Source organism: Haloferula luteola, assembly GCF_014201715.1.
Classification (GTDB): Bacteria; Verrucomicrobiota; Verrucomicrobiia; order Verrucomicrobiales; family Akkermansiaceae; genus Haloferula; species Haloferula luteola.
Genome location: NZ_JACHFD010000013.1, coordinates 56,466 through 71,270, shown reverse-complemented (window position 1 = coordinate 71,270; position 14,805 = coordinate 56,466). Strand labels below are relative to the sequence as shown.

Below are 14,805 nucleotides of genomic sequence, written 5' to 3'. Positions count from 1 at the left end.
TTTACCCCGCAGGGGAAGCCGAGCGGATAGGTTTCCAAAAACGAAATTCCCATGAAGACGATGCTGGTGAAGACAGGATGGAGTTGGGTCGTCGGCGCTGTGTTGGCGCTGGCCAGTGCGACTGCCCAGAGTATTGGAGATGGGTTGGCCGTTCTGCCTTTTGACCAATTGGGCCAGGAGGTGCCGGAGTTTTATTCGGTGGAAGCGGAAACTTCCGTTGCCCTAGATGATCGTCGAGCGGTGGAGACCGTGCATCTACGAGTCGAGGTACTGCAGGGCTGGCCGGAGGCGATCGAAGTCGGGCTTGAAGGGGAAGGACAGGTGCTGGAGGTGACGGGTGCAGGGCTGGCTTCGTGGTCGGTGCGTGTGGATGCCGATGGTCAGCGGTTCTTGGATCTCACGCCGGAGTTGCCGGTGGAGAAGCCGGTACCGTGGCGGGTGGGGGCGCCTTGGAATTTCGAGGTGACGGCCATGGTGGAGCATGATTTTGAGCGGGGAGAGGAGTTCTCGTTGACCCTGCCCGGACCTGGGAAAGCGGTGGGGTTTCTCTCGCGCGTGGATCTGCATCCCACGGAGGGACAGCGGATCAAGGTGCTGGAGGTGTCGGGCTTGAATCCGGTGGAGGAAGAGAAGTTGAGCTTTGAGGGTTCGGGTCGCCCGCGACTGAAGGTGTCGGTGGCGCCACAAGGCTGGGAGCCACGTGGGATCGAACTGATCGAGCCGGAGTTGGTGGGAAGGTCCGAAGCGGAGGGCCTTTCATGGGTGTTGAGGGGAAGGGTCCGGGTCAGCGAGCCTGGGTCGGAAACGATGCTGCTGGCTCATGGGGCATTGAGTGGAAGAACCTCAGGAGCGAATTGGCATGTGAGTGTGGTGAAGCGAGGGGAGGATTGGGTGAATGTGCTGGTGGGCGACGTGGTGGGAGAGAGTGAAATCGAGCTTTCGTTTGAGGTTCCGAAGAGGGTCGAGGGTGAGTGGTCGAAGGCGGCGTTTCTGCTTCCAGCGGGGACGATTGTGCCCGTGCGATTGGAAGGTGTGGACGGCGGAGTGGTGTTTGATGACCAGAGTCCGTGGGTCCCCGTGTGGCGGGAGGGGGCCTGGCAGGGTTTCCTGAATGCGGAGGGCGAGGCCGAGCTGGCTTGGAAAGACGGAGGTGAAGACAAGGAGGAAGTGTTGCTCTATGTTTCGAACGAAGCCACTTCGGTCGAAGTGGGTGCTGGAATGCTACGTCAACTGTCGGAGTTGAGCTTCCGGGTTCTTCAAGGGAGCCTGCCCGCGTTGGAGATGGGCATCACGGGCGAGGGGGAGGTGGTTGCGGTCGAAGGTGAACAGGTGCTGGCCTGGGAAGTAGTTGCGGGACCGGATGGGCGGCGATTGAAGGTGAGCTTGAGTCAGGCGGTCGAGGGTGAAAGTCGGTTGCAAGTGCGCAGTCAGCAGGCATTGGGTGCATTTCCTCTTGAGGTCGGGCCGCTGTTTTGGAAGCCGGTGGGTTCGTTGAGGCACCGAGGGTATTTGAGGGTGGTTCCGGAGGGCTCCGTGCGGGTGGAGGTGAGAAATCTGGAGGGAATGATGCAGGTGTCGCCGGAGTTGTTCCCGGACATGCCTCAGGAAAATTCTGAGGCATCGAGTCATCGCTCAGCGTCGAGTTCGGCGGGCTGGGTGTATCGATTTCCCTCTGTCGAACATGACTGCCGGATCGGTGCTGATCGCGTGGTGCCTGAAGTGGGTGTGACCGAGGTGACGGTGCATGAGATGGGGGCGAGCGATCGGCGGATGGTGAGTCGAATGGAGTTGGACATTCGTGAGGCTCCGGTGCGGGAGTGGGTCGTGGGGGTTCCTGCGGGATTTGCGGTTTCTGCGGTGGAGGGTGCTGAGGTGGCGGATTTTGCCCTGGGTCATGAAGACGCTGCGGGAGTGCGGTGGTTGAAGGTGTTTCTGAAGGAGGCGGTGATGGGGAGGCAGTTGATTTCTCTGAATCTGGAGAAGAATCAGGCAGCGGAAGCCGGCGCCTGGACCTTGCCGAGGTGGATTTTCCCTGGGGCGAAGTCGATTCGAGGTTGGGTAGGGGTTTCGTCGGCTCCGGGATATCGCGTGGTGATGGGTGAGAGTGAGGGGCTGATGGAAGCACCGGTGGATTTTTTCCCGGGATCAAAGGTCGGCTTGCAGCAGGCATTTCGGATCCGGGAGGAGGACTGGTCGGCGACGATGCAGGTGGAAGCTTTGGGGCGAAGTGTGCAGGCAGATGCCTTCCACCTCTATTCGCTGAAGGAAGGCGTGGCGTATGGGAGTGTGGTCGTGAATTACTTCGTGGTGGGCGCACCCGCGACGGAGTGGCGATTGAGGATGCCGGAGGGAATCGGCAACGTGGCCGTGACGGGTCAAGCAGTGGGGCGCGATTGGCGACAGGAGGGAAACGAACTGGTGGTGCCTCTGGTACGGCCTACCTTGGGTGGGTCGACGATATTGGTGACCTTCGAACAGCCGATGGGCGCTAGGGGCGGGGAATTGCGACCCGGTGAGCTACGGCCGTTAGGTGTGCAGGCCGAGCGGGGGTATGTGCAGGTGACGAGCCCGCTGCAAATGAAGTTAGAGGGGGTTCGCAGCCAAGGGTCGGTGCTCAAGGTGGATCCCAGCGAACTGCCGATAGAGTACCGATTGTTGTCGGATGCACCGACTTTGGGTGCGTGGCAGTACACTGCCGGGGATGGGGACTTGGCAGTCCAAGTGGAGCTTTTTGAGAGCGACGAAATGGCGGGAGAGATGGTGGATTTTGTGGCGCTGGAAAGCCATGTTTCGCGAGATGGTCAGGTCGCCACCCAGGCGCGGATTTTTGTGCGGGCGAAGGCGGCGACGAATCTGGAAGTGGGGCTACCGGACGGGGCGGGTCTGTGGGAGGCACGGGTGGCTGGTGAGCGGGTGAATGCGCGCTTGGCGAAAGGCGTGATTCTGGTGCCGCTGCCTGCGATGAAGGATCCGAATGATCCCGTCGAGGTGACGTTGCGATACGGGCAAACTCTAGGGAAAGGTACGATGGAGCTCGTAGCGCCTCGGATGGGGGCAGCGACAGCGGTGACCGAATGGAAGATCCAAGGGGATCCGGGACGGCGCTTGTTGCCGAAAGGGGGCACCGCTGAATGGGTGAGGCCGGTGCGGACGGAGACCGGATTCGAATGGATTGCAACACACGGTCGGATGTGGGCGGCATGGGTCTTGTTTCTGGCTGCCCTGGGAGTGGTCCTGCGGCAGATTCGGCCAGTGGCGGGATTGGGATGGATGGCTTGGTTGGGCGCTGCGGGTTGGGCCATTCATCTTGCTGTGAATGCCTGGCAAGAGCGTCGACCGAATCTGGCGACGCTCGAATGCCGGTCGCCAGCGATCATGGATGGTGGTGAGCTTTCAGTGAGGTTGGAGAATGTTGGGCGTTGGGCAGCGTGGATCGAGCCGATGGGATTGCTGATCATGATCATCGGTTTGGCCGCTTGGGTGGGGTTGGCTTGGAAGTGCAAAGGGCGAGGAGTCGGTGTTGCCGTGGCAGTGATGGTGATGGGATTGCTCGCTCAACCGGGAGGTGCGGTGGTATTTTTTGCGATGCTGGCCCTGGCGCTCATGATCATGGTCGGGCGTGGGTTTTGGCAGAAGGGCGTGTGGGGTCGCCGGATGGCCAAGGGAGCGGTAGCCGCCTTGGGGATGTTGTGGGTTGTTTCGCCACGAGTGGAAGCGAACGGCGTGGCGGAGGCGGTTGAGCAGGAGTGGAGCTTGGACGGATCTCGCCTCACCGGGGAGGTGAGGGTGCGAGTGCGGGCCGAAGAGGAGGGGGAACGCTTTGTATTGTTGAAAGCCCCGGCGGTACTGACGAACTTCGAAGGGCAGGGTCTCCGTGTGGTGAAGGAAGCGGGGGTGTATTACGGTGTCGCCGACTCGGTGGGTGGTTGGGAGGGCAGAGCGCGTTTCGAACTGAACATTGCAGATCCGAAGGCGGGCTGGATGATGCCGACGGGGCCTGCTGTGGTGGAGCAGGTGGTGGCCACCACGGTGACCCCGGGGTGGGAGTTTTGTGCGGACCGGGCTGTAAGTGTGTCGCAGGAGGGGGACATCGCGAGGCTGCATTTGATGCCGGGAGGGGGAGCGCGGATTTGGGTCCGGCCGCAGCAACGAGATGTGAGCCAGGAAGAGATGCGGTTTTTCAGTGAGATGTCGCAGGTTTACGTGCCGGGGCCTGGGGGGGTGAATGGCTTGCATCGCTTGGGAGTGCGTCCGGCACAGGGCAGAGTGAGGACCTTGCAGTTGGAGATTCCTGAGGGCTTCACGGTGGGAGAGGTGCGAGATGGTCCGGTGGGGCGATGGAGATTCGACCCGGGAACGAGGGAGTTGGAGATCACTCTAGAGCCGGCACAAGAAACGCCCTTTTCGGTGGTGGTCGAGACCCAGCGGTCGATGGGGAGACTGCCGTTGGACCTTGAGTTGGCGCCTGTGCGGGTGACGGGTGCTGCGGGTGAGATGGGCATGTTGGGATTGGCGTTTGGGGCGGAGGCGCAGCCGGCAAATGAACGGGGGGTGGGCATGAGCGAAGTGGGGTTGGACGATTTCGAGGGCTCATGGTTGCTGGAGGCGAGTGGTGGGGAGGCCGTGCCCGTGTTGCAAAAGGTCTATCGGTATGGTGAAGAAGAGGCGCGTGTTCAGCTGAGGGTGGAACCGGTGGCCGCGGAGATTCGGGCAGTGTGGAAGGAGACCTTGTCCTTGGGGGATGATCGGGTGGTGATGGCCGCCGATTTGGAGGTGAAGCTGGCCCGGGCTGGAGTCTTTCAGTTGGAGGTTGAGCTGCCAGAAGGTCTCGAGGTGGAGGCAGTGAGTGGCGAGTCCTTGAGCCATTGGATGGAATCGAGGGTAGAAGGGCGTCGTGGGTTGGTGTTGTATTTCCGGGAGCGCACTCTTGGTCGGCAGACATTCTCGTTGTCGCTGAGTGGTCCGTCGCCCTCAGGTGAGGAGGAGTGGATGGTTCCTCGATTGGCGGTGCGTGGAGCAACCCGGCAGTCGGGTGCATTGACGGTGGTGCCGGAGCGGGGGCTACAGGTGCGAGCGGTGTCTCGGGAGCAGGTGTCGCAAAGTGACCCTGGAGAGACGGGAGCGGCTGCGCCGGGGGCACTGGTGTTTCGTTTGCTTCAAGGAGACTGGTCCCTGGCTTTAGAAGTGAAGCGACTTGCACCCTGGGTGACTGCACAGGTTCTGCACCGAGTGACCTTGAGGGAGGGGCAATCGCTAACGCGAGTGCGGATGGTCTACAGGATCGAGAACTCGGCGCGGAAAGCGTTGCGTGTGAAGATCCCGGGATTGGATGAGCGAACGGCTGCGACGGTACGCGCGAGCGGGCCATGGGTGGCGGATTTTGTGCCAATGGTCGACGAGGAGGGTGTTTGGGAGTTGAGATTCCAGCGTGCGGTGGCGGGTGAGACGGAGGTGAATATCGAGTTCGAACGTGGTGAGAGCACAGAGCTGAGGGAGGTGATGGTGCTGGAGCCGGAAGAGGTGCGGCAGTTGTCGTACTTTGTGGCAGTCGGGACCTTGGGGCGCATGGCCGCGGAGGAACCCGAGGCGGTGCGAGGATGGCGAAAGTCGGATTTCTCGATGATTCCCTCGGCCCTTGGTTCGAAAGTCGGCGGGGATCGGCCGGAGTGGGTGTATCGGGTCGCGGAATCGGAAGGCCCCTTGGAGGTGAAGGTGAATCGGCAGGAGTTGGCGCCGTCGGAGCGGCTGCGAGTGCGGGAAGGTCACCTCGTGACCTTACTTTCCGGAGAGGGCGATTCGATCACTACGGTGGTGCTGACGATGGATGCGCAGGCGGAGTCGACTCTCTCGCTCAGCTTGCCGGACGGGGCCTCCCCGCTCAGTCTGCAGGTGAATGGGGAGGGCGTGCCTCTGGTGCGCAATGGGCCCAGTTGGCGGTTCTATGTGCGGCCATCCTCGTTGCCGGATCAGCCCACGGAGGTGCGATTTGCCTATGGGGTGTCTGACCAAACGGGGAGTGTTCTCGAAGCTCCGACGTTGAGTGTGCCGCTGGAGAATCTGACTTGGGATGTGAGAGTCCCAAGAGGGTGGCAGTTGACGCAGAGTCGGGGGGATTTCGAATGGGTCGACGAGGGGGATGGGGGCGATACCGGCCTGGGTCCCTACTTGGCAGCGATGGCAGAAAGGCGAAAGACGGGCAAGGTGATGGCGGCGGCGGAGCTTGATCAGGGTTATGCGTGGCTCCATGCCGGACGGCAGGACAAGGCCGGTGAGGCGTTGGGAAAAGCCGCTCGGAATTTGGCTCTGGATGAGGCATCGAATGAGGACGCACGGGTGCAGTTCCGGAACCTGAAGGTTCAGCAAGCATTGCTGGGGCTTCAGACCCGCCGGCAACGGATGTACCTCGACAATCGGTTCAATGGTGGCGATGTGCCGAATGCGCAGATGGAGCAAGCGGTGGAGGTCAATCCGGTGCTGCAAGGGGAAACGAACTTCGATCCGGAGTCGTTTGATCGGTTGATGGTTGGGAATTCGGTGGAGGTGAATCACTCATTGAGTGAGATTGCCGGGTGCATCGTGGATCAGCAGATCCAGGTGGAGGGGGGGCGTACGGCGCTTGATGTGGGTTTGCCGAGCTTTGGAAAGACCTGGCGTTTTACCCGTAGTTTGCAGGTGGAAGGTGATCGGCCGATGGCCCTGGTGTTGAAGTTTGATCGCGAGCGTCCGAGGGGTTGGGTGTGGGGCGGCATCGTCGGGGTGCTGGCGGTGGGAGTGTTGGGTATTGGCTGGAGAGTGCGACCGTAGTGTTGCAGAAACGGTGAGCCCGGGGATTGCCAAGTCCGGGCTTGCCGCGGATGGTTCGGCGCGTGGGGTTTCCGGCGGATTTTCTTTTCGGCACAGCCAACGCGGATCATCAGGTTGAGGCCCATGATCCGGGTCGCGAGGACGTGTGGGATTTGTGGGAGCGATGTCAGGAGCGGATACCCCGCGGGCGAGCGACTGATTTTGCGCACCGTTATGAGGAGGACATTGGACATGCGGCGGCGATGGGCTGCCGTTTGTTCCGTTTCTCGATAGCCTGGTCGCGGGTCGAACCGGAATGTGGTCGATTCGACGCGGAGGTGTTGGCTCATTATCGTCGTGTGGCGGAGTGCGTCGAGCGGCACGGGATGCAGGTGATGGTGACGCTGCATCACTTCGTCTGGCCGTTGTGGCTGGAGAGAGACCATGGGGGAATGATTGGTGAGGCATTTCCCGATTTGTTCGCACGCTATGCGGACCGGGTGGCCGAGGTGATGGGGGACCGGGTGGACTGGTGGATTACCTTCAACGAGCCGAGCCAATTGACGTTTGGGTATATCAAGCCGTGGTGGCAGAGTCGCTACTACATGCCTCCGGGGATGCCGCGGGGAGCATCGGTGGATTCGGAAGCCAAGGCGGTGGGGAAGTTGGTGCCAAATTTATTTCGTGCGCACGCGCGGGCACGGCGATTGATCCATTCTCGGCGTCCGGGATCTCCTGTGGGTGTGAACCCATTGGTGACGGGTTTTCCGGTATGGTTGCAGAAGTTGATGGACTGGGGGGCGTGTCACCGAGCGTTGGGAGAAGCCTTGTTCAAGTTCACGACGCGGCGGGCGTTGGTATCGGAGAAGTCGGAGGTGGACTTGGTGATTGGAGGCATCAGCGCAGCGGACCAGACGCGATTTGAGATCAGTCATCCGTATGTGCGAACCGGGAAAGCGGTGGTGGTGAGATCAGAGTTTCGAGGGGAGGGCAAAGAGGCCTTGAACGGACTAAGAGTGGGAGTGGTGGATGTGGGAAATCAGGCAGAGTCGTGGCGGCGGGATTTGCCGGCTGATGCGCAGGTGTTGATTTTCTCCAACTACGACGAAGCTCGGAGTAAGCTTCGCCATGGTGGTGTGGAGGCTCTGTATGGGGATGCTTTCTACCTGATGCCTGAAGGGGTGAATGGATTGAGGGTGTTGTTGGGGGACTTGACGGAAGAGCACTACGTGGTGGCGGCGGCCCACGGGCATGCTCGATTGATGGAGCGGGTCAACCGGGCAATCGCGGGGCTGCGAGGGGAAGAAGGAGATTGGCCGGATCACCCGGGAATGCCTCCGACGTCGGTGCATGAGGTGTTTCGAGGGGGGGATAGTCTGCCGGATGATTTGTCGAGTGCCCGCGGGGTGCGACGAGTGAAACGGCGGGGCTTCTTGCGGATGGGATTTCGGCGGGACGCGGCGGGGCTTTCTGCAGATGCGCCGGCGCCAGGTTTGGAGATGAAGTTGGCGAGGCGAATTGCGGCCGAATTGTTGGGGGATCCAGAGGCGGTGGAATGGATTCCTCTCGATCCGGCGGAACGTTTGACGGTGCTGGAATCGAAGTCGACGTGGTTGAACTGGGCATGGCGATTTTGGGGGACGACGAGCCTGATTGCCAATGCGAGTTGGTGGTATTTGGGCACCTCAGGAAGGCTTCCCGAGGAGTTGTGCCCGGCGGAAGCGGTCGGTGCGCAGGATTTCATCGGGTTGGACTACTACTGGGGACTTCCGACTTTCGGATTGCACCGATTTCGGTTGTTGGAGGAGGCGGCGCATGGGCGGTTTTTGAGGGCGCCGGTGTGGCCGCGAGGTTTGAGGAATGCGTTGCGGAGGTTGTCGGGTTGGTTTCCGGGACAGGAGTTGTTGATTGTCGAAAACGGCTGCCCTCCGGAAGCGGGGGGGATGAAGCGCGGTGACTACATGGATGCCCATCTGCGGGAAGTTCACGCGGCTTTGGAGGAAGGTTTGCCGGTCCGTGCCTACAATTGGTGGTCGATCACCTCGAACCGCGAGTGGGGGCATGCATTCGATCCGAACACGGATTTTGGCCTCTACTTCGTCGATTTGGATCACGATCCGGCATTGCGGCGGGTGGCGACACCGGAGGTGGAACGCTATCGGCAATGGATTGCCGGGGAGAGAAGTTAGACGGAAGGGTGATGTGCGTCCAGCCACGCGGCTTCGCCAGGCCAGCCGAGTTCGGCAAGATTTTGTCGGACGTGAGCGGGAGATGGGATGGTGAGGGAGTCCCTTTGGATTTGGTGAAAGTCACGAGGGAATTCGGATGAGGGGAGGGCTTTTTCGGCGAGATGGAAGCAGGCCCATGCCCGCCAAGAGCGGATTTCCCGTCGGGTCCCCCGAACTCGGGTGGCGAGGTGCTGAAAGTGGCGCACGGGGTTGCCAAGAAATGGACCCTGGGGGCGGTTTTCTAGCATCCAAATCAAGGCCGCGTAAGGCGCGGGCCAGAGGTGGAGGATCGGTTCATCGCCGCGCAGTTCGGCACCCCAGGCGCGGTCGAGAGGGAGAATGGCCTGCGCGGGGAGCCCCCGTTGCCAAAGGCACTGGGCATAGGTGAGGGCGGCGAGATAGAATTCGGCATCGCGCCTTTCGCCAAAAGCCCGCAGTTCCCGATAGCTTAGGTTTCCCCGGGCAGCGGGGAGAAAAGGGCAAGGTGCGATCACGCAGTGAGGTAGCGCCAAGGAGCGGAGATTGCCAAGGCTGGGAGGAACGGCGGGGAGCTTGCGCTGAACGGATCCGGTGGTAACGGGGGCAGATGAAAGCGTTGATTGCCTTGATGATTTCTGCCGTGGCGGCGGTCGCGGCCGACCCACGACCTCTGCTGCTGGTGCTGACGAATCACAAAGAATTGGGAGATACGGGGAAACCGACGGGGTTTTTCCTTTCGGAGGCGGCTCACCCGTTTCAAGTGTTTGAGGCGGCGGATCGAGAGGTGGTGTTGGCGAGCCCTCAAGGAGATTTCGCACCGATCGATCCCAAGTCAATGAAGCTGGAGGACGCTGCGAGCCGGGAGTTTTGGGAGAAATTTGGAAATGGAGATCCGGATCGACCCGGAGTGGCTCAGACAAAGAGCCTGAGGGGTCTGAAGGCGGAAGATTTCGATGGGATTTTCTTTGCTGGCGGTCATGGGGCGATGTGGGATTTTCCGGATTCGGATGCGGTGCAGTCCTTGACGGCTGCCATTGATGAGCAAGGGGGCGTCGTGGGTGCGGTCTGCCATGGTCCAGCTTCATTGGTGAAGGTGAAGCGATCGAATGGGGAATCGCTGGTTTCCGGAAAGAAGGTCGCGGTGTTCACCAATGCGGAGGAGAAGGCGGTCGAGTTGACTCAGGTGGTTCCGTTTTCGTTGGAAGATGCGCTGCGGGAGGCAGGGGCGGAACCTCAGATCGGGGAGAATTTCCAGGAAAATGCTGTTCTGGACGGTCGCTTGGCGACGGGTCAGAATCCAGCATCGGCAACGAGAACGGCCGAACTGTTTTTGGAGGCCCTGCGGGTTCGGTGAGTGAGGATTTGCCGCTGGATTTGAGATCCGGTGTCGTTTGATGATCGATGGCATGAGGCTTCTGGTACTGCTCGCAATGACGGCTCCGGTCTTCGGAAATCCGAAGATGGAGTTCGCTCGCGGAGTGCTGGAGTCGGCGCGTGGGGGCGATGGCACACGACGGTTCGAGAAGGCGCTGGAGGAGGATCCTGAGGCGTGGCCTTTGGTGCAAAAGGTGGCGACGCTGGCGGAGCGATCGGGACGATCGGAAGAGGCCCTATCGCGCTATGCGGTTTTTGCCCGCGCTCATCCGGAGCGTTTGGAGGCGCAGGTGGCTTATGCGGATCTGCTGGGGAAAGAGGACGGAGGCAAGGCGGCAGAGGTGTTGGAGGCGGCTGCGCGGCAATTTCCGCGAAGTATCGGGGTCCGGCGGCGGTTGTTTCGCAACTATGAATCGCGAGGGCTGCGGGAAAAATCTTTGGAGCTGTTTGCGGAGGCGACGCAAATTCACGATCCAAATGGGGTGAAGTTCGCCTTGGAATTGGCGCGAAATCTTTTTGCCCGCGATGATCAGGAGGTGCAGCTGCGTTTGGACCGCTTGTTAGAGCAAGCCATGCAGGTGTATGCATCATCACCGGAGCTGGCGATGACGGCGAGCGAGCATTATCGCACGACAGGCCGTCTCGATCAAGCTGTCGAGGTATTGGCGCGGCATGCCGAAGCGGCACCCACCTCCCTTGATCTGCGGGTGCGCTGGGGTGTTTTGCTCCTTGCCGCGAATCGCGATGATGAGGGACGGGAGGTGTTGGAGGCCGTCCTGAAAATCGATCCGCGGCGGTGGCTGGCCCATCAGACCTTGGCGAAGTGGTACCGAAAGCAGGAGCAGCCGGATCGGGCACGATATCATGCGGCAGAGCGTTTGAAGATCCATGGCGGAGATCCTGGAGATTTCGAGGCACTGGCTCAGGAGTGGCTTGATGCCGAGCAGCCGCGGCCCGCGAGAATTCTATTGGAGAAGGGAGTTTTTGATTTCCCTGAAGATGCTGATTTGGCGGCGCTGTTGGCGGTGGCGACCCTGCGTGACCCTGAAGTTCGGCCGCGAGCATCGGCCCGTTTTCGAGAGGCTGAGCGTTTGTCGGGACCCGATGGACCAGCATCGCGACCCGAGTTTCAAATGGCTTTTGCCGATGACTTGATGGCTGCTGGCGAGTGGGAGGCGGCGGAGCAGCGGTTGCGGCAGGCGATTCAATCCTTTCCTCCGGAGGCCAACCGCGAGACGGCAGCGGCACTCCGTCTGCTAGCAAAACTCTGGGAATCCCAAGGCCGAAATGAGGCCGCGGCCACCTCATTGAGGCAACGCGCAGACCGTCTCCTCGTTCCCGCATCCAAATGATTGCACCTCAGCCTGTCGCAAGCTATAGCCCCGGACCCAACCCCCGCTGACACATGAAGAAACACTGGAAGAGGGCTCTCGTCCTAACAATGCTCACGCTTTTGGCGGCGAGCTGCGGTAACTCATCGAACAAGATTCTCCTCGGTCCAGATGGGAAGCCAGTGGATAAGCACGGCGAACCCATCAATCCCTATGAGCCGGGGACCTATGAGCATTTCAAGGCCGAGCGGGGCTATCCAAAGACATCGAAAATCTGGAAAAATGATCAGTTGCTGCCGGTCACCGATGCCAGCAATTCGCGGCTGATTCTTTCGCGGAAGCAGCAGCGGGGATTCCTCCTGAACGGCGACGAGGTGGTCCTCGACTACCCGATCTCGACGGGCAAGGAGGGTCATGCGACCCCGGACGGAGAATACAAGATTCTCGAGAAGACCGTGGACAAGCATTCGAATGCCTACGGCAATGTCTACGATGCCGAGGGAAATCGTATCTACGGGAAGGAAAAGCCCTCCGACGTTCCGGAAGGGGGACGCTTTGATGGGGCGCCCATGCCTTACTGGATGCGATTGACGAATGACGGAGTGGGCCACCACGTGGGCAATGTGCCACGCTATCCGGCTTCTCATGGGTGCATTCGTGGACCACGCAGCATCATGCCGACGGTATTCCGTAAGGTGAAGGTGGGCACCGAGGTCACCGTGGAGTGACCTGCCTGGTGGTGGTGGAGACCGCTGCCATTCTGACGAGTTGCACGAAGTCCCTGAGCGTGATTGCTTGGGGACCATGGAGGAAAAATCCGACATTCCCAGTGAGGCCCGCGATGATCCCGCGCGTTCGCTGCGCATGGCGTTGGCATTCTGCGGGTTGTTGGGGGTTGGTATTCTAGCCGTGGGTGCCGAACATCCGGCGATTCGAGCTGCGGCGGGTTCGGTCGGCGCTCTGTCGATCGTGACCCTGTCCTGGAATCTCCGCCGAAAAGTTGGAGTCAACAGCCGGGAGGCGGAGATTCTCGCGGAGCGCTTGGTTGCGGAGTGTGATGAACTCGAGCAGAAGCTTTCCGATGTCCGCGAGGAGCACCAAACGCTGGAGCGCTTCTTCGATGCTCTGATGGAGCACGTGCCGTCGAGCCTCTACTTCAAGGACATCGACTCACGCTTTCTGAAAGTGAACCAGAAGATGTCGGAGTGGTTTCGTTGCGGGCACCCCTCGGACATGCTCGGGAAGACCGATCATGATTTCTTTGATGTCTCGCATGCTGACGATGCCCTGAAAGACGAGCGGGAAATCATCCGCACGGGCCAGGCGATCGTCGGAAAAATTGAGCACGAGGAGTTTCACGATGGGAAGAAGGGCTGGGTTCTCACCAACAAGATGCCATTTCGTGATCAAAGCGGTCGGGTCATCGGCACGTTCGGCATGTCGAGCGACGTCACTGAGCTGATGGAGACTCGCAACACCTTGGAGCGGGAGCGCAACATGCTTCGATCGTTGATCGACAGTTTCCCTGACCGCATTTTCGTTCGAGATCCGGGTCGACAGTATCTTGTAGTGAATCGCTCGATGGCAGAGTGGGCGGGAGCCAAGAGCCCTACGGAGATGCTGGGTCGGCGGCCGGAGGACTTCTTTCCTCAACGAGTGACGGGGAAAGGAATGGATGAGGATCTCGACTTGCTGGCGGGCGAAAGGGAGGTGGTGATTCGCGAGTGGGTGATGACGGATGCGGACGGTGTGGATCATTCCGTTGTGACGACGAAGGTGCCATGGTTCGATGTGGATGGGCGTTGTGTGGGAATCGTTGGCATGGATCGCGATGTCAGCGCGGAGCGGCGAGCAAGGGCCGAGTTGGCGGAAACTCAGCGGCGGCTTCAGGAGGTCATGGACAACAGCCCGGCAGTCGTTTCGATGAAAAGCCGGACGGGCACCTACTTGATGGTGAATCGCGGTTTTGAGGAAATGTTCGGGCTCGATCGCCAAGTGGTTCTGGGCAAAACCGATGAGGACGTGCTTGGGGACAAGGAAGTCGCCCAGGCATTTCGCGAACGCGACCGAGAGGTGCTCGAAAGTGGAGAAGTGTTGCCGCTCGACGAGAGGTTTTATGTGGATGGCCATCCTCGCTGGTATGCCACGGTGAGGTTTCCTCTGCGCGATGATCGAGGAGAGATTTATGCGGTGGGTGGTGTGTCGACAGACGTGACGGACCGCCGCGAGGCGGAGGACTCCATGCGACGGCTCAATGAGGATTTGGTGAAAGTGAATCAGGATTTGCAGAGAGCTCAGGAGCAACTGATTCAAGCGGAGAAGATGGAATCGATCGGGCGGCTCGCATCGGGGGTCGCCCATGAGGTGAAGAATCCGTTGGCGATGATTGGGATGGGTTTGGAATTGCTGGCTCGCAAGGTGCCGGAAGAGGACGAAACGGCGCGGGAAACGATCGAGCGGATGAAGCGCGGCATTGAACGTGCCAAACGGATCGTCCGGGGCCTGGTGGATTTTTCCTCAGCCCGCCAATTCAAGTTGGATCCTGCCTGTCCGAACTCGGTGGTGAAGGACGCGCTGTCCTTGGTGGAGTATCAGTTGCGCAAGGAAGGAGTCACGGTCGTCGAGGAGCTTGGGGAGACTTTACCTCAGGTTCAGATCGATTTGCCGAAGCTTGAGCAGGTGTTGGTGAACCTCCTCATCAACGCCCAGCAAGCCATGGAAAAGGGCGGGACGATCACGGTGCGGACCTACGAAACCCGGCTTTCTGATGTCAAACGAGACGAAGGTCTCCGCACCCGTAGCCACTTGAGGATGAACGATCATGTGGTGTGCATCGAGGTGCTGGATACCGGGCCGGGGATTCCAGAGGAGAATCTGAAGAAGATCTACGACCCATTTTTTACCACCAAACCGACTGGAGTCGGCACGGGGCTGGGCCTCGCCGTTTCACGGAAGATTGTCGAGCTGCATCAAGGGCGGCTAGAATTGCTGAATCGTGAGGACGGTCAGGGGGCTTTGGCGCGCATCACCTTGAATGCCTGCCCGCCCGTGGCGGGAGAAGTGCATGCTGGCGAAGCCGCCTCTTGAATCCCTCCGCAGAAAAGGTGATA

The 14,805-nt window shown here is 60.3% G+C and carries 7 protein-coding genes; 6 read left to right on the top strand and 1 reads right to left on the bottom strand.

Annotated elements, in window-relative coordinates:
* Positions 1-51: 51 nt before the first annotated feature.
* Both HNR46_RS13300 and HNR46_RS13295 read left to right on the top strand, forming a co-directional pair.
* The gene (locus HNR46_RS13300) at positions 52-6,804 is read left to right on the top strand and encodes a hypothetical protein (RefSeq protein ID WP_184019597.1); all 6,753 of its coding nucleotides are present in this window, start codon (positions 52-54) and stop codon (positions 6,802-6,804) included.
* Positions 6,805-6,854: 50 nt separating this feature from the next.
* Complete coding sequence (locus HNR46_RS13295; protein WP_184019595.1) at positions 6,855-8,972, top strand: family 1 glycosylhydrolase; 2,118 nt, start codon at positions 6,855-6,857, stop codon at positions 8,970-8,972.
* Here the strand turns inward: HNR46_RS13295 and HNR46_RS13290 are convergent.
* Positions 8,969-9,505: a hypothetical protein gene (locus tag HNR46_RS13290; protein WP_184019593.1), complete on the bottom strand. Its 537-nt coding sequence runs from the start codon at positions 9,503-9,505 to the stop codon at positions 8,969-8,971. The two genes, HNR46_RS13295 and HNR46_RS13290, sit on opposite strands and share 4 nt — an antisense overlap.
* Positions 9,506-9,597: 92 nt before the next feature.
* Between HNR46_RS13290 and HNR46_RS13285 the strand changes: the two genes are divergently transcribed.
* The 4 genes from HNR46_RS13285 (at position 9,598) to HNR46_RS13270 (ending at position 14,782) form a co-directional block, all read left to right on the top strand.
* Entirely contained in the window at positions 9,598-10,344 is a 747-nt protein-coding gene (locus tag HNR46_RS13285) for a type 1 glutamine amidotransferase domain-containing protein (protein ID WP_221285163.1), read from the top strand.
* A 52-nt stretch (positions 10,345-10,396) separates the two neighbouring features.
* Complete coding sequence (locus HNR46_RS13280) at positions 10,397-11,716, top strand: tetratricopeptide repeat protein (protein ID WP_184019591.1); 1,320 nt, start codon at positions 10,397-10,399, stop codon at positions 11,714-11,716.
* 53 nt (positions 11,717-11,769) lie between these two features.
* The gene (locus HNR46_RS13275; protein WP_184019589.1) at positions 11,770-12,423 is read left to right on the top strand and encodes a L,D-transpeptidase family protein; all 654 of its coding nucleotides are present in this window, start codon (positions 11,770-11,772) and stop codon (positions 12,421-12,423) included.
* A 76-nt stretch (positions 12,424-12,499) separates the two neighbouring features.
* Positions 12,500-14,782 carry a PAS domain-containing protein gene (locus HNR46_RS13270; protein ID WP_184019588.1) on the top strand — a complete coding sequence of 761 codons (2,283 nt, stop codon included), beginning with the start codon at positions 12,500-12,502 and terminating at the stop codon, positions 14,780-14,782.
* Positions 14,783-14,805: the final 23 nt, after the last annotated feature.

Coding starts and splice junctions, on each gene's coding strand:
- HNR46_RS13295 (WP_184019595.1), top strand. CDS start 6,855: ATGGTTCGGCGCGTGGGGTTTCCGGCGGATTTTCTTTTCGGCACAGCC.
- HNR46_RS13270 (WP_184019588.1), top strand. CDS start 12,500: ATGGAGGAAAAATCCGACATTCCCAGTGAGGCCCGCGATGATCCCGCG.
- HNR46_RS13275 (WP_184019589.1), top strand. CDS start 11,770: ATGAAGAAACACTGGAAGAGGGCTCTCGTCCTAACAATGCTCACGCTT.
- HNR46_RS13285 (WP_221285163.1), top strand. CDS start 9,598: ATGAAAGCGTTGATTGCCTTGATGATTTCTGCCGTGGCGGCGGTCGCG.
- HNR46_RS13300 (WP_184019597.1), top strand. CDS start 52: ATGAAGACGATGCTGGTGAAGACAGGATGGAGTTGGGTCGTCGGCGCT.
- HNR46_RS13280 (WP_184019591.1), top strand. CDS start 10,397: ATGAGGCTTCTGGTACTGCTCGCAATGACGGCTCCGGTCTTCGGAAAT.